Source organism: Aurantiacibacter xanthus, from assembly GCF_003584015.1.
Classification (GTDB): Bacteria; Pseudomonadota; Alphaproteobacteria; order Sphingomonadales; family Sphingomonadaceae; genus Alteraurantiacibacter; species Alteraurantiacibacter xanthus.
On sequence record NZ_QXFM01000110.1, the window covers coordinates 19,015 to 40,806 of the forward strand.

22 protein-coding genes are annotated in these 21,792 nt (G+C 62.5%); 20 read left to right on the forward strand and 2 right to left on the reverse strand.

The features are described from left to right. The first annotated feature begins 196 nt into the window (after positions 1 to 196). From D2V17_RS12220 to D2V17_RS12300, 17 genes are all read left to right on the forward strand, one after another. A complete protein-coding gene (locus tag D2V17_RS12220; RefSeq protein ID WP_119593157.1) occupies positions 197 to 496 on the forward strand; it encodes a DUF736 domain-containing protein in 300 nt (99 codons plus the stop codon). 151 nt (positions 497 to 647) lie between these two features. After that, positions 648 to 1,091, forward strand: a complete 444-nt coding sequence (locus D2V17_RS12225; RefSeq protein WP_119593158.1) for a hypothetical protein — start codon at positions 648 to 650, stop codon at positions 1,089 to 1,091. Positions 1,092 to 1,108: 17 nt separating this feature from the next. Beyond that, positions 1,109 to 1,375, forward strand: a complete 267-nt coding sequence (locus tag D2V17_RS12230) for a DUF7662 domain-containing protein (protein WP_119593159.1) — start codon at positions 1,109 to 1,111, stop codon at positions 1,373 to 1,375. 260 nt (positions 1,376 to 1,635) lie between these two features. Continuing rightward, positions 1,636 to 2,481 (forward strand): DUF932 domain-containing protein, encoded by an 846-nt coding sequence (locus tag D2V17_RS12235; protein WP_119593160.1) that lies wholly within the window; start codon positions 1,636 to 1,638, stop codon positions 2,479 to 2,481. 252 nt (positions 2,482 to 2,733) lie between these two features. Next, positions 2,734 to 2,985, forward strand: a complete 252-nt coding sequence (locus D2V17_RS12240; RefSeq protein WP_119593161.1) for a helix-turn-helix domain-containing protein — start codon at positions 2,734 to 2,736, stop codon at positions 2,983 to 2,985. 138 nt (positions 2,986 to 3,123) lie between these two features. Further along, a complete protein-coding gene (locus tag D2V17_RS12245) occupies positions 3,124 to 3,387 on the forward strand; it encodes a DNA -binding domain-containing protein (protein ID WP_046905036.1) in 264 nt (87 codons plus the stop codon). Between the two features lie 162 nt (positions 3,388 to 3,549). Beyond that, a complete protein-coding gene (locus D2V17_RS12250; RefSeq protein WP_119593162.1) occupies positions 3,550 to 4,326 on the forward strand; it encodes a DUF2285 domain-containing protein in 777 nt (258 codons plus the stop codon). Between the two features lie 121 nt (positions 4,327 to 4,447). Then, on the forward strand, positions 4,448 to 4,714 hold the full coding sequence (locus D2V17_RS12255) for a helix-turn-helix transcriptional regulator (protein ID WP_119593163.1): 267 nt from the start codon (positions 4,448 to 4,450) through the stop codon (positions 4,712 to 4,714). A 5-nt stretch (positions 4,715 to 4,719) separates the two neighbouring features. Next, positions 4,720 to 5,613, forward strand: coding sequence for a replication initiator protein A (locus D2V17_RS12260; protein ID WP_119593164.1), 894 nt, complete (start codon positions 4,720 to 4,722; stop codon positions 5,611 to 5,613). A 237-nt stretch (positions 5,614 to 5,850) separates the two neighbouring features. Further along, entirely contained in the window at positions 5,851 to 6,369 is a 519-nt protein-coding gene (locus D2V17_RS12265; protein ID WP_119593165.1) for a DUF2840 domain-containing protein, read from the forward strand. Further along, positions 6,366 to 6,923: a S26 family signal peptidase gene (locus D2V17_RS12270; protein WP_119593166.1), complete on the forward strand. Its 558-nt coding sequence runs from the start codon at positions 6,366 to 6,368 to the stop codon at positions 6,921 to 6,923. The genes D2V17_RS12265 and D2V17_RS12270 overlap by 4 nt, the downstream gene beginning before the upstream one ends. A 167-nt stretch (positions 6,924 to 7,090) precedes the next feature. After that, positions 7,091 to 7,612, forward strand: a complete 522-nt coding sequence (locus D2V17_RS12275) for a lytic transglycosylase domain-containing protein (RefSeq protein WP_425453643.1) — start codon at positions 7,091 to 7,093, stop codon at positions 7,610 to 7,612. Between the two features lie 268 nt (positions 7,613 to 7,880). Beyond that, positions 7,881 to 9,611, forward strand: coding sequence for a relaxase/mobilization nuclease domain-containing protein (locus tag D2V17_RS12280; protein WP_119593168.1), 1,731 nt, complete (start codon positions 7,881 to 7,883; stop codon positions 9,609 to 9,611). 314 nt (positions 9,612 to 9,925) lie between these two features. Then, positions 9,926 to 10,723, forward strand: coding sequence for a hypothetical protein (locus D2V17_RS12285; protein WP_119593169.1), 798 nt, complete (start codon positions 9,926 to 9,928; stop codon positions 10,721 to 10,723). After that, positions 10,716 to 14,027, forward strand: coding sequence for a DEAD/DEAH box helicase (locus D2V17_RS12290; RefSeq protein ID WP_119593170.1), 3,312 nt, complete (start codon positions 10,716 to 10,718; stop codon positions 14,025 to 14,027). Before D2V17_RS12285 ends, D2V17_RS12290 begins: the two co-directional genes overlap by 8 nt. A gap of 324 nt (positions 14,028 to 14,351) precedes the next feature. Further along, entirely contained in the window at positions 14,352 to 16,358 is a 2,007-nt protein-coding gene (locus D2V17_RS12295) for a conjugal transfer protein TraG (protein ID WP_119593171.1), read from the forward strand. Further along, positions 16,355 to 16,777, forward strand: coding sequence for a ribbon-helix-helix protein, CopG family (locus D2V17_RS12300; RefSeq protein ID WP_119593172.1), 423 nt, complete (start codon positions 16,355 to 16,357; stop codon positions 16,775 to 16,777). The genes D2V17_RS12295 and D2V17_RS12300 overlap by 4 nt, the downstream gene beginning before the upstream one ends. A gap of 221 nt (positions 16,778 to 16,998) precedes the next feature. Here the strand turns inward: D2V17_RS12300 and D2V17_RS21570 are convergent, their stop codons facing one another. After that, complete coding sequence (locus tag D2V17_RS21570) at positions 16,999 to 18,819, reverse strand: hypothetical protein (RefSeq protein ID WP_220474114.1); 1,821 nt, start codon at positions 18,817 to 18,819, stop codon at positions 16,999 to 17,001. Beyond that, entirely contained in the window at positions 18,816 to 19,202 is a 387-nt protein-coding gene (locus D2V17_RS12310; protein WP_191229177.1) for a hypothetical protein, read from the reverse strand. The genes D2V17_RS21570 and D2V17_RS12310 overlap by 4 nt, the downstream gene beginning before the upstream one ends. A 121-nt stretch (positions 19,203 to 19,323) precedes the next feature. Here D2V17_RS12310 and tnpA point away from each other — a divergent pair, with 121 nt between their 5' ends. From tnpA to tnpC, 3 genes are read left to right on the forward strand one after another with little or no spacing between them, the layout of a single operon-like run. Further along, on the forward strand, positions 19,324 to 19,701 hold the full coding sequence (gene tnpA / locus D2V17_RS12315) for an IS66-like element accessory protein TnpA (protein ID WP_066843951.1): 378 nt from the start codon (positions 19,324 to 19,326) through the stop codon (positions 19,699 to 19,701). Next, positions 19,698 to 20,039 carry an IS66 family insertion sequence element accessory protein TnpB gene (tnpB, locus tag D2V17_RS12320; protein ID WP_119592682.1) on the forward strand — a complete coding sequence of 114 codons (342 nt, stop codon included), beginning with the start codon at positions 19,698 to 19,700 and terminating at the stop codon, positions 20,037 to 20,039. Before tnpA ends, tnpB begins: the two co-directional genes overlap by 4 nt. A gap of 60 nt (positions 20,040 to 20,099) precedes the next feature. Then, positions 20,100 to 21,740: an IS66 family transposase gene (gene tnpC / locus D2V17_RS12325; RefSeq protein ID WP_119592683.1), complete on the forward strand. Its 1,641-nt coding sequence runs from the start codon at positions 20,100 to 20,102 to the stop codon at positions 21,738 to 21,740. Positions 21,741 to 21,792: the final 52 nt, after the last annotated feature.

The following is a 21,792-nucleotide window of genomic DNA, read 5'->3' on the forward strand; positions in this document are numbered from 1 at the left end:
CTTATGCCGCAATGACGGGCGCCCCGCTTTTTTCCGCCGCCTGACGGCTTTGCATCGCGAAACAAAAAAAGGCGGCTTCCCGCCATCCTCCGCTTCGCTGCGGTCCCTTTGGGATGCGCCGTCGATCGCTCCGGTCCCTTGAACCGCCATCGAGGCCGCGATGGGCGCGGTTCGAGCAACACGAAAGGACATAGACATGGCTATCATCGGCACCTTCACCGCCAACGACAACGGCGAACTGGGCGGCACCATCAGGACGCTTGCTCTCAACACCCAGGCAATCCTCCGCCCGGTCGACAAGGACGGCGAGAAGTCTCCCGACTTCCGCGTCAGCACCGGCGATCTCGACATCGGCGCCGCCTGGAAGAAGACCAGTCGCGAAGGCCGCGATTACATCTCGGTCAAGCTGGACGATCCGAGCTTCCCGGCTCCGGTCTATGCCACGCTGTCCGAGAGCGACACCGCCGGCGAATACGCCCTCATCTGGTCGCGCTGACGGCCAAGAGCGCCCCGCCTGTTCGGGCGGGGCGCATCGGTCATCGGATGGATCGACCGGCTTTCGTCTTGCGGTTGCCGTCATCGCCAGCTAACACTTGCGAGTGAATCGCAATAAGCGGCATGAGGGGAAGCGCAGAAAGGACAGATCGATGACCCGCCACTTCCCGCCGTCAAGCCTCGACGATGCCGCGCATCGTTCATTGCTGGTCGAGGCGGCACGGTGCTGGCGCAAGGCACGCGATACGGGTCAGTCTGTTCAGCCCTGTCTCTACAAGATCCTGGCGTCCCATAATTGCGAGATGCTTGCTCCCGTGTTCGATAGTCTGATGCACCTGTGCGAAGACGCGCTCGGGCGTCCGGTCGCTATCGGTGAATCCGCGGCACTGTCGGGCGATGAGCATCTGCTGCTTGGCCTGATCGACGGATCGAAACCGCGCCGCGCCTGCATCGACTGCGCCGAAGGCGCGGCCTCGGCCCTCGATTGTGCCATCTGCTCGACACGCATCATGATGGGCCTCGCCCTCGTCCATGATGCTGGCAACGTTCCTGGCCGCACCGTTGCCGTCCAAACTGTCCCGCCCGCTATGAATTGAGAGGCGGATACGACGGGATGGGTAAATATGATCCACTGTGCACTTTCCTGAAACGCTGGCGGCGGCGCAACGATGCCGAAGGCGTCGAACTGCGCTTCGCGCATATCGAAGACATTATCGGCGGTTTGCTGCCGCGCGGCGCTGCCGAGCCCGAATGGTGGTGCGCGAACGGGCGCGCCGACGCCCATGCGCCGCATCGCCGCGCCTGGCTCGATGCCGGGTTCGAGGCGATTGCCGAGCCGAAGGCCGAGACGGTCTATTTCAAGAGACGGCCCACGCTCTGACCAGCGTGGGATGATCTCTGTCGGCGCGGCTGATGCCGCACCGTGAGGGCTAAGGGCCTTGCCCTCGCGCCGGTCAAGGGAAGCTGCGCCGCCCTGGCCGGTCTCCCCGGCCTTCCTTCATTGCATTGCGTGCAGGCCGGGCGAGCCCCCTCCGGCCCGGTCGCCCTTGCCCGTTGCTACCCCAGTCTCGCCGACGGGCAGGGTTTCAGCGCGGCGCTTCCCGCTGCGCGGAATCCCAGACCCGAGGAAGGGAAAGACCCATGAACATTCATCATCTCGCCACCCGGTTCGGTCGTAACGCCCACCAGATCAGCGGACGTGAGCCGCTCGACAATGAGGCGCTTTACAGCCACGTCCCCTCGATCTTCGCCCGCGAACCGCATGACAGCCGTTCGGACCGCTATGTCTATGTGCCCACCATCGACATCGTGGAGGGGCTACGCCGCGAGGGATGGTTCCCGTTCTTCGCCGTGCAGTCGGTGCCGCGCGACGGCAGCCGCCACGGCCACGCCAAGCACATGCTGCGCCTGCGCCGGGATGAAGGTATCGGCAAGCCCGAGGCCGCCGAGGTCATTATCGTGAACTCGCACGATGGCACGTCTGCCTATCAGATGTTCGCCGGGATGCTGCGTTTCGTCTGCACCAATTCCATGATTGCGGGCGAGCGGTTCGAGGAAGTGCGCGTGCCGCACAAGGGCAATATCCAGCATGACATCATCGAGGGCGTTTACACCGTAGCCGAGGACTTCCCCCGCTTGATCGATGCCAGCGAAAGCATGAAGGAAATCCAGCTTGGCGAAGAGGAGCAGCGCGTGCTCGCAGAAGCCAGCCTTGTCGCCCGCTATGGCGAAGACGAAAGCCCACTCACCCCCGAACAGATCATCGAGCCGCGCCGCCGCGAGGACCGGGGCAATAGCCTGTGGGGCACGTTCAACGTCATTCAGGAAAACGTGATCCGGGGCGGATTGTCTGGCCGCAAGCGCAACGCCGAAGGCCGCATTCGCCGCAGCACCACCCGCGCGATCAACGGCATCGACCAGAATGTAACACTCAACCGGGCGCTCTGGACGCTGGCCGAAGGCATGCAGCGCCTCAAGACGGGTTGACCGCAATGCCGTGGAGCCGGACAACCGGCTCCACGTTTTTCCGCAATTGCACGGATACGGAACTACGTTTTCACGCATCGCAGGGACTACCCCAACCCGGCCGCGCGTCCCGGCAGGTCCGCGCGGCCGGTCGAATAAGCGTGCTCGCCGGGCCATAGCCCGGCTCGCGATTTGACTATTTCCATTCACCCAAAGCGACTATAATAGTCGTTTGCGTAGCGAACAACGCGCAGGTTGTGGAGGTGATCGTGCATGATCACTTCCCGCCAAGTGCGGGCCGCTCGTGCGCTTCTGGGTTGGACACAGGAGATGCTAGCAGACAAGGCCCTTGTTGCGCTCACTGCGCTCAAGCGCCTGGAATCGGAAAACAACCTGTCCGTGCGTGACGATACACGCCATCAGGTGGTCAAGGCGTTGGAAAGCGCAGGGATCGTTTTCCTCGATTCGGACAGGGGACAAGGAGTGCTTCTCGTGAGCGAAGCCCAGAGCGAACCGAACGAATAGCGCCATGCAAGGCGCCAGCATTTATCCGCATTTTCTCCGACCGCTATAGCAGGCGCGGGACAATTGCTCCGCGTCGTAATGGTGTAAGTGCCCCGAGACGCCACGCGCCAGAACAATGGCTGAATGCGGAGCGAAGCTATGACGATACCCGCTTTCGAAGACCGCGCGCCCGATGCGGCGCATGTCACCGACTATGACGAACGCCATCACCACACCTATTGGCGGTTGCTCGATGCCGCAGCGGAAAATGCCGATTGGCGCGAGGCCGCCGCGATCATATTTGGGATCGACCCTGAGGCCGAACCCGAGCGCGCGCGCCTGGTGCATGACTCCCATCTCGCGCGTGCGCGCTGGATGACCGAAACCGGCTATCGCCATTATCTGCGCCCTCCCGAATCCTAGGGCCGGGATGGGACTGCGGAGCCAAACTGGCAGCCAACGTAGCCAGACCGCTGACTTGAAACGGCTATGCGCCCGCGCGATCGACAGGGCTTCTGCTCAGCTGCTCGGCTGAGAACATCTTCCGCTGCGCTCCAAAAGAGAGCCACGCTTGGGAGAGGTTCGATGCCGCCTGAGAGGGACTGGCGCACGCCCCCGGACGAAGCCAGGGACGAGACGCTGCAATATTCGGACATTGCGATGGGCTATCTCAGTCGCAACGCCCGTTATCGTACCGAATATCGCCGCGCTATCGGCAGGGTGAAGCGTGGAGCGGTCAAATCCGACGACGCCACCGCCGCCTTGGTGCTGCGATGGGGGATCAGCTTCCAGACGGACCCGTCCGCCGCGTTCGATCCGAAGCTAGCGGTTGCGCGGCCCGATCTTTCGCCGACCGATATAGTTCTCGCTCCGGCGCTCTCCCGCATCGGCGCCGAGCGGCTCGACCCGAAGTCGCTGGGGGACATTCGCGCCTGCATCACCATCGGCGAGTTCCGAAATTTCATTCTCGCCGACAAGGATGGCGATGAGCACCTCTGGGTCGCTGGTTCGTTTGGCCGTCCGCTGGCCATGATGCTGCCGTTCGGGACCGACCCACTCGTTCGCCTCGCATCCGCCGAGCGCTTCTGCCGCCGCCTGCTCGGCATGGCGGTCGGGCCACCGCCGCTACGGCCAACACAGTTCCGGCGGCATCATTTGCTCACCTTGCTGCAGGTGCTCGACGGGCATGATGCAGGTGCCACCCGCCGGGAACTCGCGGCGGCGCTGATCGATCGCGATGTGCGCGATTACAGCGCCGCCGACTGGTACGACAGCCGCGAGCGCAAGCGCATTTCTCGCTGGATCAGGGAAGCCGTCGAACTGCGTGACGGCGGCTATATTCGTCTGCTGCGCGGCGGTTGAAAGGGGGACATTTCCGGCCCCCATACTTCTGTCTCTTCTCCGCTACGCATCCCCTTCGCCATCATCGCCTCCTGTCCGCCGGGCCCGCTTTTCAGGGCCGGCCATCACAAGGAGGATCATCATGAGCGAACCGGCAGCCGTCACCACGCCACGCTATCTCAAGACACCCGACGCGGCGGTCCATCTCGGCCTGTCGGCACGTACGTTGGAGAAGCACCGCTGCTATGGCACCGGGCCGGTCTTCCGCAAACTTGGCGGCCGTATCGTCTATGCCATCGAAGACCTCGAGGCCTGGGCAGCGCTCGGCACACGCCGTTCGACCTCCGATCCTGGGAAGGGCACCGTCCACCCCGCGAAGCGCCTGCCCACCGACTGTGTACGTCGCTGAGTCCCATGCGCGCTGCACACTCTTCTTCCGGCGGCCCGGACACCGAACGGACGCAGCTTGAACTGTTTCGTTCGGTCCCCGGCGATCTCGCGCCGCGCGATGCACAGGATCTGATGGCCTGGCCGTTCTTCAGCCTCGCCAAGAGCAGGCGCATAGCGCCGATCGATTTCAATATGGGCAAGACCCGGATATCGGTCGAGGCGGTACCCGAACATGGCATGGCGACCATTTGGGATGCCGACGTGCTAATCTGGGCGGCGAGCCAGCTCATTGAGGCACGCGATGCCGGAAGGCCGACCTCGCGCCTCATGGTGACGACGCCCCACGAGATATTGGCGTTCACCCGGCGGGGCACTGGCAAGGCGAGCTACGAACGGCTGAAAGCCGCGCTCGACCGGCTGCAATCCACAACTGTCGCCACCTCGATCCGGCAGGAGCATCAGCGACGCCGCCGTCGCTTCTCGTGGATCAATGAATGGCGTGAACTTGCGGACGGCCGAGGCCGTCCGCTCGGGATTGAGCTGATCCTGCCGGACTGGTTCTATGCTGGTGTGCTCGACCGCGCGCTCGTGCTGACGATCGACCGGGCCTATTTCGATCTGACCGGCGGATTGGAGCGCTGGCTCTACCGTATCGTGCGCAAGCATGGCGGGAGGCAAGAGGGCGGGTGGAGCTTTGACATTCCCCACCTTCACAAGAAGTCCGGCGTGCTTTCGCCGCTGCGCCGCTTCGCTTTCGAATTGCGAGCTATCGTCGCTCGTCAGCCGCTGCCCGGTTACGCCCTCAGGCTTGAACACGCACTTGGTCGCGAGCGGCTGAACTTCGCTCCGATCCCGGAGCATCCCTTCGACACCGCGATGCGCCGAATGGGCATCGACCCTGTGGATAAGCGGTCATGAGGTTCGGACTATCGGGAACACCGGCACTCGGACGATCAGGAACGCGATCCTCGGACTATCGGGAACGCGAGTGGCCCGTAATCCCGCAGAAATCCTCGCGAAATCGCACCCCCTCTAACAGTGCTAATAGAATCGAATCCTTCGGATTCTTGCTAACGCAATTCGCTGCTGTGGACAGATCGCGTGCCGCTTCGTCGGCAAGGCATCTGCTCGACGGTGGCTCACAGGAGATCGGCAATGAATAATGACTCACCCAGCGGTGCGCGCGAAGGCTGCGCATTGGGCTCGGCACGCAAGCAACTGACCGAAGTCGAGCTGACCTGGATCGAGAAGAAATTTGAGCACTGGATACGCTTCGGTCGGATTGCGCAGGACCGCATCATCACGCGAAGAACCCGCGTCGTCGGCTTCCGACCCGGCGCGATCTTCACCTTCGTGCGCTGGATGGCGAACGACTATGGAACGATCAGTTCACGCATCAATGTGCTGCGCGCCGTCGCGCCCGGCGAAGCCTACACGACCTTGCCTTTCGTGCGGCCCGGCGGAGAGATTCTGCTTCACATTGAGGGCTGGCCGAAGGTCAACGAGGTGTTGTCCGCGATCGACAGCGTGGAGGCCGCCGATGTCGATCCTTGCGAAGCCGCCCCAGATCATTGGCGCCATGTTCACAACCGTATCGCGGCCGGGCAGAGCCCGCGGCCCTATACGATGGAACGCCACCTTGCCTGGCTCAAGCGTCGGGAGATCGAGGGATGACCCGCTTCGGCTATGTCATCGCCACGCTCGTTACCGCACAGGTGTTTATCCTTCTGTTCGTTGCGGTGGCGCTTGCCGATCCGCGTCCGCGCTTCATCTGGAACGCCAGTGCGAGCGCACCGATCGGTCTCTACCGGACACATGCCGCCCCCGACCCGCCGGCAAATTCGCTGGTAGCCGTCATCCCGCCACAACAATGGGCGCACTGGATGGCCGAGCGCGGCTATCTCCCGGAAGGCGTGCCGCTCCTCAAACATGTGGCGGCGAAAGCCGGACAGTGTGTATGCCGCAACGGCAACATGGTGAGCGTCGATGGCCAGCCCGTTGCCGTTGCTCGGGATCGCGACAGCCGAGGCCGCCCGCTGCCTGTCTGGCAGGGGTGTCACAAACTTCGGTCGGACGAATTTCTGTTCATGAACCCGTCTGTGCCCGACAGCATGGACGGTCGTTATTTCGGCCCGCTCCCGGCCACGACGCTGCTGGGGCGCGCGACACCCATGTTCACCCGAGACACGCCGGACGGACCGCTTATCTGGCGGAGAATCGCGCCATGAGTCGAGGGAGTCTTGCCGTCGCACTGGTATTGGCCGCGCAGATGGTTGGTTCATCGCCGGCCGCTGCGGAACCTGCGCCCGGCATTGCCACGGCCAATCCTTATGCAGCGCATGTGGTCGATGCAACGCGGCGGTTCGGCATTCCCCAAGATTGGATATGGGCAGTCATGCGCGTCGAAAGCAACGGTGACAGACGCGCTGTTTCGCCCGCCGGAGCGATGGGCCTGATGCAGATCATGCCCGCTACCTGGGCCAATCTGCGCGCGCGTTATCGTCTCGGATTGGACCCGTTCGATCCGCGCGACAACATCATGGCGGGCGCAGCCTATCTTCGCGAGATGCACGACCGCTATGGCAATGCGGCTGCGATGCTCGCCGCCTACAATGCGGGACCGGGCCGCTATGACGAATACCTTTCCGGCAGCCGGCCGCTGCCCCGCGAGACGCGCGCCTATCTCGTAAAGCTGACGGCGATCACGGGAAATTCCGGTAACGCGATGATTGCGGCTGTGACACCGCCAGACCCTTTTGCCTGGCGCCGCGCGGCTCTGTTTCCCGCACGGGCAGATGGCATTCCTACTAGGGAGGATGTGGTGACTGACGACACTTCGGATGCTTCGCAGACCACGCGGTCCGCTACCATCGAGCCGCCGACAAACGGCCTGTTCGTATCGCTCTCAGAGCAATGACGAGCGTCACCACCTACAGCGCCCCATGGCGTGCTCTCCGCCCCGCTGGAGTGCAGCAGAGAAGTGATCGGTCGCCTCAACTCACGAAGAAAAATCGATGGCAAGATAAAAGCCGCGATGTGCCAAGCCATCTGCAGCCGGTCGTAGCCTTGTTTTACAAGGCCTTGTGGCGTTCCGCCGCGAGGTGTGCGGCAATGTCCGCGATGTGTGCCTTTCGCCACTTCCTACCGTTTATGCGGCTTTGCGGCACATTACCGGACTCCCGACCATGAAAGGCGAGGAAGACTTCCGTGTCCGGCCAGGCCGCATCCGCACGCGGGGCGGACAGCGTGCACGACCCGCTATCTCGCAGGCTCTTGCCGCCGCCCAACGAGCCGGCGGCCTTGGCGCGGGACGCGCACGATCTTCAGGTGTGGGGTTTTCGACCTTCGGACGCGGGCGTGTAGCGAGCATTCGCGCCGCCCATCGTCTCGGTAACCGGGCTCGCAACGTCGTGATCAAGGCGCGCGTGGTCCGGCACGGGAGCCGCTCGTCGCTTGGTGCACATCTCGATTACCTGCAACGCGATGGCGTCACCCGCGATGGCGAGCGTGGCATGCTATTCGGGACCGAGGGCGACGAATTCGACCGCGGCGAGTTTTCCGCGCGCTGCGAGGATGACCGGCACCATTTCCGCTTTATCGTCTCGCCCGAAGACGCCGGGCAAATGCGCGACCTCAAGACTTTCACGCGCGAGCTGATGGGGCAGATGGAAAAGGATCTCGGCACCCGTCTCGACTGGCGCGGGGTCGAGCACTGGAATACCGACAACCCCCATGCACATGTCATCGTGCGCGGCGTTGGCGAGTACGGCCGTGATCTCGTGATCGCGCGCGACTATATCCGCGAGGGAATGCGGGCACAGGCGCGCGAGATCGTCACGCAGGAACTCGGCCTGCGCACCGATCTCGAAATCCACCAATCGCTAGAGCGGCAGGTCAATGCGGAACGCTGGACAGATCTGGATTACCGATTGGCGCGAGAGCGCGACCACAACGGCATCATTGAAACGGCTCCTGAACGGGGAGTACGGCCTGGTCCGGATCATGCACTGCGCATCGGCCGCTTGCGCAAGCTCGAGGGGCTCGGCCTCGCCAGCGAGGTCGCGCCCGGCCAATGGACAATGGCTGGAAATGCGGAGACCGCGCTGCGAGAATTGCAGGCTCGCGGTGACATCATCAAGCGGATGCACCGCGCCATGACTGAGCGGGGCATCGACCGGGGCTCGGCCAGCTATGCGCTCGAACCCGAACCCGGACAGAACGTAATGGGCACGCTGGTGGAGCGTGGGCTGCACGACGAGCTGACTGGCAGGGCTTATGCGATCGTCGACGGCATTGATGGGCGGACCCATCATATCCAGCTTCCCGACATCGATGCGACCGGCGATTGCAGGCCCGGTGCGATTGTCGAACTACGGCGCTTCGAGGATCGCAAGGGCCGGCAGCGGATGGCGCTGGCCGTACGCTCGGACTTCGACCTGAACGCACAGGTCCGCGCGCCGGGTGCGACCTGGCTCGATCGGCGGAACCTGTCGGGCGATGGGCGAGACCTCGGGGGTGGTTTCGGGGCGGAGGTTCGGGACGCGATGGAAAAGCGTGCCGAGCATCTCGCAGGTGAGGGCCTGGCGCGGCGGCAGGGGCGACGGATCATCTTCGCACGCAATCTGCTTGATACGCTCCGGCGGCGGGAACTGGATGCCACCGCCGAGAAACTGTCGGCGGAAATCGGCCTGCCGCATAGGCCATCACTGACGGGCGACTATGTCCTCGGCACTGTGCGCCAGCGGTTGAATCTTGCCTCGGGCCGTTTTGCCATGATCGAAAATGGCCTCGGCTTCCAGCTCGTGCCCTGGACGCCATCGCTGGATCGTCAGATGGGCAAGCACATCTCCGGTGTAATGCGCGGCGACGGCAGCGTGGAATGGTCGTTCGGGCGCGGGCGGGGGTTAGGGCGATAACGTCGCGCCCTGGGCCGGGAGCAGACAGGCCGCATTTGGCGGATGATAGTGAATTTTATTCATTATAAGTGGCACCGGTACCTTCGCAGTTACGTCAACTTTAAGACTAGGATCGCAATTCACTTAGCCCTTGCTTCCATGATAGGGAATGACTGGGGCCCACAGACGAGGGGGAATGCTGCATCGGATAGACTACCGTTCGCTCGCCGGCCACGGACGAGAGGAGTGGTGACAGTAGGATCATTCGAGTACGCCACGTTGTTTCCGAGGCGGCTCCGTGTGCCCCCTTTCCGTCCGCCTAGCTCGACAGCCCAATGACACTGACGCTCGTCCCGATAGATCACGGCGAACTCTGCCACGGCTGGGCATGGACCATCGACGATGAAGACGTGCTCGCTGAACGCGTCGCACGCATCGTGCTCGGTCAGTATCGCCATGTTGCCAAGATCCTGAGCGGTGCGGGCGTGCCGGGGCCCGCTGCCAATGCCGAGCAGGCGCTTGCAGCGATCAAACAGTTGACCTTAGCCGAGGGCGAAGATCCCTGGCATCGTGACGGCTGGCTGTTTCAGGCGATATCGTGGATCGCCGCGCACCAGCAGCCTTCCGCGTCGCTCACCCGCATGCCGCATATTCGCAAGGCCGACAAAGGCTTCGACGGCATGCAGCTCGAGTTAAACGAAGCCGGCACCTCGGTCACTGCGGTCGTCGTCTTCGAAGACAAGGCCACCGATAAGGCCCGCGACACGATCCGAGATGATGTCTGGCCGGGTATCGTTGCGCTCGAAAAGGGCGAGCGCTTGAATGAACTTAGCCAAGAGGTAAGCGGGATGCTCGACGCGCGCGCCGCCGCTGATCCCGAGTTTGACCTTGATAGCGCAATCGCCAACATCTTGTGGCACGATGCCCGACGCTATCGCATCAGTATCACCATCGGCGACACTCACAACAATGCCGATGCCCGCGCCAGATTGTTTAAGGGCTTCGACAAGTCCGCGCCCGGCGCTGCGGCCCGCCGCCGCGCCGACACCATATATCTCCCCGCGATGCGCAACTGGATGACAAGCTTCGCCGCGCGCGTGATCGTCAAGATAAAGGCCATCGCCAATGTTTGATGCGACGACCGCAGCACTGATTCGGGCGGCGCCTCCACTTGACGGACTCGATCTCGACAATCTGCCGAAACGGCTGACCGAAGCCTTTGCCGATATCGTCTCGGCGCGCATTCGCCTGCGCGGTGCTACTGTCGAGGCAGACGATGAAGCGTTGGTGGCAACCGTTGCTGAACTTCGCCGCATCGCTGCAGCGCACGAGACCTATGCCGCCTTGCTTCCCGACCGCGAGAATCGCGCCTCTGCAGCCTTTGTCGCGGCTTCGGCACATCAAGCCATTTCTCTGGCACTGCGCGGAGCCGATGCTCCCAGCCAAGTCGATATTGCGGCGGTCAGCCCCGAGGTTTGCGCCACATTGCTCTTCCTCCTGGCAGAAGCGCATGCCGATGCGGCCGAAGCCGCCAAGCGCATTGTGCCTGCGCCGGAGGCCGGGCCGATCGAGCGCGCCCTGCTGCTCGCAATCCGCAATCTTGCGCAAGGTCGGCTCGGGGAGATCGTCGGTGCCGACGAGCCTGAGATTGATGCTGAAGGCGATGATTTCGGCGCCCGCGCTCTCGATGCGCTCCGGCTGCTGCTTCTGCGTGGCATCACCAATCTCGCAAGGCAGCTGCGCCTGCGCGTCGACGTCGCGCCCGAGGCGGGTGGGGTCGTTCCAGCGAGCACGCTGTTCGCGCAGGTGCACGCCCTCGCCAGCGAACCGGTCGATGGCGCCGGCGCGGCCGGCGAGACGCTGCTGAGCCTCTATCCCGGGCCTTTGCACCTCGCCAATCTACTTCTGGGTCTAGACGGCGACCTGCTCGGAAGTGCGCTCAGCCGCATTCCGACGCCGGGTGGGGTCAGTGACAATGGCTGGTGGCAGACGCTCCGTCGCATGGCCCGGCAGCGCCCCTATCTCTGGCGCAACCATCGCGAAGCGGTTGCGAAAGGCTATCTGGAACAGGGCGTCTCATCGGCGATCAGCTTTCCGACTGGTGGCGGCAAGTCAACTCTCGCGGAACTTAAGATCGCCACCGCGCTGCTGCGCGGCGAGCGTGTGATCTTCCTCGCGCCCACGCATGCACTCGTCGGGCAGACCCAGCGATCGCTGAAGCGCATATTCCAGGACTACAGCATTCTTGCCGATGTAGACGAGGATGTCGGAATTGGCGACGTCGTCGTGCTCGGCGAAGTCACGGTCATGACGCCCGAGCGCTGCTTAATGCTTCTGTCGATCGATCCCGATGCCTTCCAGGATCTCGGGCTGATTGTCTTCGACGAATGCCATTTGCTGCATCCACGTGAAGATGATCGGAGTAGGCGCGGGCTTGATGCGATGCTCGTTATTCTAAATCTTACGCGCATCGCTCCTGACGCCGACTTGCTGCTGCTTTCTGCAATGATGAAGAATACGCAGGAGATCGCTGACTGGATTGCTCATATAACCAGCCGCCAATGCCTGACGTTAGATCTTAGCTGGAAGCCAACGCGGCAAGTGCGAGGCTGCGTCGTCTATCCCGCCGAGCAGATTAAAGCGCTCAAGACTATCCTAGACCAGGCCCGCACCGACTATCCCGACCACAACATGCCGCCTGTCTCGGTGAAGAACGCGTTGCTGGCGCAGCCCTTCGGTCTGTTCAGTCTCCTGCAGACCTGGTCGACCACCGCCCGCAGCGACTATGCTCTGCTGCAGCTCCTCGGCGATGGCCGCTTACTGTCGGCTGGACGTTCCAAGGGCGGCAATTGGTATCTCACCCCTAACGGCAACGAGACAAGCGGCGCAATTGCCGCCGCCGCAGCGAGCGCGGGCATGAAGACATTAGTGTTTGTGCAGAGCACTGTTTTTTGTGAGAAATGCGTCAAGGATTACCCCTCCCGCGTCCCCACCAGCCAGATTACGCTTACAGAGGAAGAGCAGAAATGGCGCACCCTCGCCGAAGAGGAGATGGGTGGAGCCGGTTACTGCTACATGAAGCTTGCAGCTGATGGCACGCTTCGAGCGGGGACCGCCAGCCATCATGCACTGCTACTGCGCGAGGAGCGTGAACTGCACGAAAGCCTGTTTCGCCGGCCAGATGGGATCAAGGTGCTTTTCGCGACCTCGACGCTTGCTCAAGGCATGAATCTGCCGAGCGAAGTTGTCATCATTTCAGGGGACAGTCGGTTCGATCCGCAAGCCGACAAGATGCAGAAACTTGAGGCACATGAGCTGTTGAACGCCGCAGGACGTGCGGGACGTGCCGGCGAAGGTGCGCAGGGCTTCGTCTTGCTTGTACCCAGCAAGGTCATCGACTTCGACGATCAGAATAATCAGATAAACGGGCATTGGATGGAGCTGCAGGCAATCTTCGAGCAGGCCGACCAGTGTCTCGTTATTGACGATCCGCTGAAGGCGGTGCTCGACAGCATTCACGACGGCGTCACCCAGACCGGCGCCTCAGCCTATCTCTTGAGTAAGCTACCGCTGGCAATCGCAGGGGCCGAAGACGATCCCGCCGCAGTGTTGCTCAACAGGAGCTTCAGCGCGTACCGCGCGCTAGCTGCCGCTGATGCCGACTGGCTGAGCACAAGGGTCGCATCGGCCCTAGCTGCACGAGCCACGCTCGAGTTGCCAGAAGCCGACCGCTGGATCGAACAGGTCTCTAGCGCAACCGGCCTCTCCGTCGCGTTGCTGCAGCAGATCAGCGAATTGCTCGATACCGGCTCCTTTTCAGGAACTGCAGAGCAGGTGATAGCGGCGCTGCTCGACTGGCTCGACGCGCATCCGAGTCAGTTGCTCCGCCTTCTGCGGCCCGAGAGCCTGGAGGAGGCGTTCGGTACGCCTTACAAGAGCCTCGGCGACGATGAGGCGCGTGGGAAGCATGCGTTGTTGTGGCTGCGGAAACTTTTGCCGATCTGGTTGTCCGGTGTGCCGCTGTGCGAACTCGAAAAGGCATATCTCGGACGGACCACCAATCTCAAGCAGTGCAAGAATGCCCGGCATTTCGTATCGCGGCTCGTGCCCGATCTTGCCTTTATGGCGGGCCTTCCCGGACAGTTGCTCGCGGCTCGGTTGCGCGCTGCTGGAGACGAAACACCCGTGTCCACCGTCTTGGCTACATTGAGCGGCGTCGTCCGCGAAGGCTGTGACAGTCCCGACAGTTTGGCGGTACGCTTGCATTTGACACGTTCGGTGTCGCGCGTTGCTGCCCGCAAACACTACGATGCTATCCGCCAGCATATTCAGCCTGGCAGTCTTAACGAGAGCTTTGAGGAGACGCTGGAGCGTATACGGAATGCAGATATAGTAGCCAGCTTTGACAAGCTAGATGATCTCAATGGGGATAGTTAGAGGTCGCTCGGTGCCGATTACCACCTCGCCGACAGGTGACGCTACTCGAGATGAGCGATAGCTTAGAGCGCATCTCCGAAGGCGGATGCAGAAAAACGCAATTCTATTCACACTGCACCATAAGTGCAGCTGAACGAATGGCCGGTTCCAGGAAGAGCTAAGTGGACCGCGAATGACCTTGATTGAGGCGCGAAGCCGACATTCTGCGACCACGCGAAATACGCGCCCACGCCATTCCCTGTCTTTCTTCGCCACGCTGCGCTGGACACAATTCGTGCTTGAATCCGCGCCTTCCTAGCCTCCTCGTTACCCAAAGGAGGTCCAATGTCCGCGACCAAGATATTGTGGGGCCAGGTCATCGCCGTCCTTCTGATCGTGCTGATTGCGATCTGGAGCGCGACCCAATGGACGGCAGCGGCGCTGGCCTATCAGCCGGAATTGGGATCGCCCTGGTTCTCGCTGGGCGACTGGCCCGTTTATCCGCCGCCGGCCTTTTTCTGGTGGTGGTTTGCATTCGACGCTTATGCCCCGGAGATATTTAGGACGGGTGCCTGTATCGCCGTGTCGGGTGGATTCGCTGCGATCGTCTTTGCTATCTGCATGTCGGTATGGCGCGCGCGGGAAGCGCGAAACGCTGAGACCTATGGGTCGGCACGCTGGGCGACCATGGGAGAAGCTCGGACCGCCGGGCTGTTGCGCGACGAGGGTGTCGTTCTGGGCCGTCTCGGATCGGACTATCTGCGCCATGATGGACCCGAGCATGTTCTTTGCTTCGCCCCCACGCGCAGCGGCAAAGGTGTCGGCCTGGTTGTGCCGTCGCTACTCACCTGGCCGGGCTCTGCGATCGTTCACGACATCAAGGGAGAGAACTGGCAGCTAACGGCAGGCTTTCGCGCGCGTCACGGTCGCGTGTTACTGTTCGATCCGACCAACGCTGCATCGGCCGCCTACAATCCCCTGCTGGAAATTCGCAAGGGTGCCTGGGAAGTGCGCGATGTGCAGAATGTCGCTGACGTTCTGGTCGATCCAGAAGGCAGTCTTGAAAAGCGCAATCACTGGGAGAAGACCAGTCATGCACTACTGGTCGGTGCAATCTTGCATGTTCTCTATGCTGGCGAAGACAAGACATTGGCCGGAGTCGCCGCCTTTCTGTCGGACCCGCGGCAGCCGATCGAATCGACCTTACGCGCGATGATGACCACGCCGCATCTGGGTAAGGCAGGTGTCCATCCCGTCGTCGCCAGCGCCGCGCGCGAGCTGTTGAACAAATCGGCGAACGAAAGATCGGGTGTGCTCAGCACGGCCATGTCTTTCCTGGGACTCTATCGCGATCCCGTGGTCGCACAGGTGACGCGTAGTTGCGAGTGGCGCATAGCGGATCTCGTCGAGAGCGATGTGCCGATCACACTCTATCTGGTCGTGCCGCCCAGCGACATCTCACGCACCAAGCCGCTCATCCGCCTGATCCTCAACCAGATCGGACGGCGGCTGACCGAGGATTTGCGGGCCCGGCAGTCGCGCCACCGCTTGCTCCTGATGCTCGACGAATTTCCTGCGCTTGGCCGGCTCGATTTCTTCGAGAGCGCGCTCGCCTTCATGGCAGGCTACGGCATTCAGAGCTTCCTGATCGCCCAAAGCCTTAACCAGATCGAAAAAGCATATGGACCGAACAACGCGATCCTCGACAACTGTCATGTGCGCGTGTCGTTTGCCACCAATGACGAACGTACCGCCAAGCGCATTTCGGATGCACTGGGCACGGCTACCGAAATGCGGGCGATGAAGAACTATGCCGGCCATCGCCTGTCCCCCTGGTTAGGGCACCTGATGGTTTCGCGCTCGGAAACCGCTCGGCAACTCCTGACGCCGGGCGAGGTGATGCAGCTTCCACCTGACGATGAGATCATCATGATCGCCGGTATCCCGCCAATTCGGGCGAAGAAGGTCCGCTACTACAAGGACCGGCGGTTCGCCGAACGAGTTATTTCACCGCCGGATATGGAAGGCGGAGCACGCAAGACGCGTCCCGACGATTGGAGCGGCCGGCGTCCAATCGTTGCGCCGCCGACGTTTGAACCGGCACCGGTAGACAAGTCTGTCGAAGGATCGGGCGAGGATGACGAGGCCGAAAATGCCGGGTTGCGCCGACAGCCCGATTTGGAACGTCATGTCGATATCTCACCGGCTCCCAAACCCGCGCCAGCCAACGAGTTCGAACCGGAGGATCCCGAACCGGATAGTGATGCCGCGCGGCAAGCCACCGTGCGCCGTCAGGTGCGGACCGTAGCGCGTCAGGCATCACTCGATCCCGATGATGGTATTGAATTGTGACGACCAAGGCGCGACTTTCGGTCTATCTTGACCAGGAACTTATGCAGGCGCTGGCTGCCTATGCCGACCGGCGCGGGCAATCACGTTCGCTGATTGCCGAGGCAGCTATAGCCTCCTTCCTGTCACCTGATGGCGACGAGCGGAGTGAGGCAGCGGTGACAAAACGTATAGACCGACTTGACCGTAAGGTGGCGCGGCTCGAACGCGATCTTGGCATCAGCGTCGAGATGATCGCGCTATTCGTTCGCTTCTGGCTGACATCTACTCCGCCGCCGCCGGAAAGCGAACGCGCCGTGCTACGCAGCCTGGGTGGAGATCGCTACGACGCCTTCATTGATGCGTTGGGACGAAGGCTCGCCAGCGGACGGAGGGTTGGGCAAGAGGTCGTGGAGGATCGAATTTCATCCGAGGAGAAATGATAGCTGGTGTCGGACGATCCGGAATGGCGGCTTTCAGGAGCGCTGATTGGAATAGCCGACGATCCGGACGGTGAACCGGCGTGTCAGCTTCGCGCCCAATAACCAGTCGTTTCGCTACCGTTCGGACTGTCCTCGAAAGCGGCCGCTACCGCATATGCCTATGAGCTACAACAATGGCATCTTGCGCCATGCGATTGCTGAAGCGCTATTGGGACAACGCGCTATGGGCGGCATACCACATATCCTTGGGCACCCATCTCAACACAGGCCGAGAAGTAACTCATCAATAGCCAGTAGAGTTGGACGAAGTGCGGCGACGGCGCTGTCCCCTGCACGACATCGGCAAGGACTCCTTCCACCTGCGCACGGCTGAGCGACGAGGTCACAATAAATACTCGCCGGAGCGCATCTGGGGCGACGCGCACCGCGTCAAGTTTCTCGGAAATCTGTTGTGGCGTTCCGCCACGGATCATCCGGGCGATGTCGGTCTGGACGCCGTTGTTACGATAGCGATTAGCCCAGCCGGCCAGTTTGTGGGGCAGCATATCGGCGGGTAGCCCCATCCGGCCGAGGTTCTTGATCGCTTGGCCGACCGATTCATGAAAGGCCGACGCGCTGAGGGACTGGTTACCGTGTTTGGCATGGTAGAAGCTGATCATCGTCGGGCTGCTGTGGGTGCTGACCCCGATAAAGTCGGCCCATTCATCACCGAGATCATCACAGAGCAATACGTCATCGCCGTCTGCGATCGTATCGACCACCGAGCGGAATACGCAGTCTTGGGCAAACTCCACCTGGCCAACCGCAAAATCGCCTTTCTCACTGGTGGTGTGCACAAGCGAGGGATCTGCCTGTAGGCGTGCGAGCAGCGCAGTACCGCCGCCAGCAAGCGCCTCGTCGCGAAACAGCGCCCCGTCGATGTACGCCAGGGCGAGATCGCTGAAGAGTATCGTGAACAAATTTTCGCGGTCGAGGTAGCGCGAAAGTGAGACCGCATTGGCGTCCTCCCCTAGCGGCTGGCTGCGTTTCTCGACTGAAATTCCGGCGATTTGCGGGACATCGAGTTTCCGCAATCCGATCCGCGTTGCTCCGATACGCAGCCTGGCGATCGGGGTAACGCCGTCTTCGGCGCGCACTTCGAGTACGCGGCGGCGGCGCACGACCGGGAACGCTGGCTCGAGCGCGGCCAGTACGGCTTCGGCTTCAGGTTGCAGCAGTTCCTCGACACCGTTTGCGCCCTCGCGGATCAGGCGCACTCCGTTATCGGCATTGAACAATGCGTCGGCCAGACCCATTGTGTCGATGCCGACGAAGGTTGGCCGGACGTGGGAAGGGAGCGCGGTCAGTTCGATAGCGCGCGCGAAGTTGCGGATGAAGCCGGCGACCGCTCCGCCATCGGCTTGGAGGAGTTCCGAGATCTGGATGGCCCATGCAACGGTTGCTTCGACTCCAACGCGATCGGCGCGAAGCGAAATCCGACCGGTGGTCGGCGTGGCGGAATAGACACCGTCTTCGCGTCGCACGCTATAGGCTTGGGGAATGAAGCGACTGGCGCTGCTGGTGGCGACGGCGTTCTCGAGATCGCGAGCTTCGAGCGATTTTGAACGCAACGCGAGCGGCGAAATCGACATATTGCGTAGACGCAGCTTCTGAAACACCGCGTCTTGCCGGGCGATCGCGCACTCTATCCGCTCATTTGCGACTTTGCCGAGATGGGCGGTTTTGAATGCCGAGGGCAGATCTAGCCCCGATTTGAAAACCGCAATGTACGGACCGTGCTCGACGATCAGCACATAGCCATAGACGCGCTCGACAGCTTCGGCTTCAGGCGCAAGGAAGGCCACATCGCGTTCGTGCGAGAAGCAGATCGCCGAATAGCGGGCATCGTCAAGCACGACCCGATCGACCCGGAACAAATTTTGCGAAGGCCGTCGGGCCTGGGCGCGAATAGTCGTGAAGAGGCGATTGATCGCTTCGTTCGACAGACGGCGTTTACGCTGGTAAAAATATCCCGATTGCGCGATTTCGAGATGGTCAATCATTCGTCGTCCTTGATCGTGTCAGTATGTCCGGGGGTTGGCGGCACAGTCGTGAACTCAGTGGGAAGATTGACCGGCTTATAACCCTTGGCGATCCGTTCGATCACCGAATGATGGAGCAGCGCGCCTTCGGGAATTTTACGCGGTTCCGCGCACGGCAGATAATAGCCCCCGCCCGACACCTTCTCAGGGAAGCGCTTCCACCTGCGGTTCTTGGGCAGATATTCCAGCGGCTTCCAAGGGATGGTCATCGAATTGTGGATTTCGCCATTTGCATCGGGCGCGACATACATGCGTTTGCCTCCGGGCAGAGGAGCGCCCTCCGCTAGATGATTGAACAGGGACTCGTTGATTTGAAGGCCGTGCTCCTGCGCTTCTCGAGCCATCCAGATCAGCGGAAACTTGGCGACCTGACTTACGGCGTACCCCTCCGGCGAGGGCCGCCTTGCGTGGATAGGTATCGAGCGCTCTTAAGCGTGCTCTTGTGAGCGCGCTTAGGAGTGGTCGATGGGTCAGGTGACGGTGTTTTCGGGGCCGGAGCGGCGGCGGCGGTGGAGCGATGAGGAGCGGCTGCAGATCCTGTCCGAGGCTTTCGCGCCGGGCGCGTGCGTTGCCCAGGTGTGCCGACGGCACGATATTTCTTCGGCGCTGATCTACACCTGGCGGCGCAAGTTGCTCGATGCAGGCGTGGAGCGGGAAGCAGAGCTGCCCGAGGCACTTCCGACGCCGGTGTTCGCCGAAGCGGTGATCGACGAAGATGTGATGGCGGCCGGCGCTGCCGAGCACCCCGCGATGATCATCGACCTGCCGCGCGGCAAGCGGCTGAGCATTTTCGCGGCGGCACCGCCGGCCCTGGTCGCTGCGGCGCTGAAGGGGCTGCGATGATCCCTTCGGGCGCGCGGGTGTGGATCGCGCTCGGCCACACGGATATGCGCAAGGGCATGCAGGGCCTGGCGCTGCTGGTGCAGCAGGGTCTCAAGCGTAATCCGCACGGCGGCGATCTGTTCGTGTTCCGTGGCCGCGCAGGCTCGCTGATCAAGATCATCTGGCACGACGGGATCGGCATGTCGCTCTACGCCAAGCGGCTAGAGAAGGGCCGGTTCGTATGGCCCTCAGCGACTGAGGGAACGGTGTCGCTGACCCCCTCGCAGCTGGCCTGCCTGCTGGAGGGGATCGACTGGCGCAACCCGCAGTATACATGGCGGCCACAGAGCGCCGGATAATCGGCGCGAGGCGGTGTTTTGCCCTTGCAGCAGAGGGTGGATGATGATTCACTCCGGTCTATGGAAGCCGCCATTTCGCCCCTTCCGGACGACGTTGAAGCGCTCAAGGCGCTGGTGGCGGCGATGGCCCGCAAGGCCGATGAGGCAGAGGCCAAGCTTGCCAACGCCATGGCCCACCAGAGCGCCATCGAGGCGCTGATCGCTCACCTCAAGCTGCAGATCGCCAAGCTCAAGCGCGAGCAGTATGGCCCCAGCGCCGAACGCAGCCGCCGTCTGCTCGACCAGATGGAGCTGCAGCTCGAAGAGCTCGAGGCTGATGCCGCCGAAGACGACCTGATCGCCGAGGGAGCGGCGGCCAAGACCGCCACGGTCACCGCCTTCGAGCGCAAGCGCCCGGCAAGGAAGCCGTTCCCCGAGCATCTGCCGCGCGAGCGCGTCGTGGTGCCTGCGCCCTGTTCCTGCCCGGCATGCGGTGGGGATCGGCTCTCGAAGCTCGGCGAGGACGTCACCGAGACACTCGAGGTGATCCCGCGCTCGTGGAAGGTGATCCAGACGGTGCGCGAGAAGTTCTCGTGCCGCGACTGCGAGAAGATCGCGCAGGCCCCCGCGCCCTTCCATGTGGTGCCCCGCGGATGGGCCGGACCCAGCTTCCTCGCGATGCTCCTGTTCGAGAAGTATGGACAGCACCAGCCCCTCAACCGCCAGGCCGAGCGGTTTGCCCGCGAAGGCGTGCCGCTCAGCCTCTCGACTCTTGCCGATCAGGTCGGGGCAGCTGCCCATGCGCTGATTCCGATCTACAAGCTCATCGAGACGCATGTTCTGGCTGCAAACCGGATCCACGGTGACGATACCACCGTGCCGGTCATGGCGAAGGGCAAGACCGATACGGCGCGATTATGGGTTTACGTACGCGATGATCGTCCCTTTGCAGGCACCGATCCTCCAGCTGCCCTGTTCCACTATTCGCGCGATCGGCGCGGCGAGCACCCGCAAGCCCATCTCGCGGCATGGTCCGGCATCCTGCAGGCCGATGCCTATAGTGGCTACAACGATCTCTATCGCGGGGACCGCGCCCCCGGTCCCGTGCTGGAAGCGGGCTGCTTTGCTCATGCGAGGCGCAAGTTCTTCGAGCTCGCCGATGTCCTGAGCTCAGCCCGCAAGAAGAGCCGCGGCCAGCGCGGCAGCATCTATCCGATCGCGCTCGAAGCCGTGCAGCGTCTCGACGCCCTGTTCGACATCGAGCGCGGCATCAACGGCAAGAGTCCTGCCGAGCGGCTCGCAGTCCGTCAGGAACTCAGCGCGCCGCTGATGGCCGAGCTCCACACCTGGCTTACCGCGCAGGTCGCCAAGCTATCGCGCGGTCATGACCTCACCAAGGCCTGCTTCTACATGCTGAAGCGCTGGGATGCGTTCACCCGCTTCCTCGACGATGGCCGCATCTGCCTCACCAACAACGCCGCCGAGCGCGCGCTGCGCTGCATCCCGCTTGGCCGCAAGGCATGGCTGTTCTGCGGATCCGATCGTGGCGGGCAACGCGCCGCCATCATCTACACCCTGATCCAGACCGCGAAGCTGGGCGACGTCGATCCGCAGGCATGGCTTGCTGATGTCCTCGCACGCATCGCCGATCATCCTGCCACCCGGCTCGACGAACTCCTGCCCTGGAACTGGGCGCCCCGTCCGAACGCGATCGCCGCGTAACCCGACCTACACTCCGGTCGGCATCACGCTGCGGCCTTCACCGGACGGATAC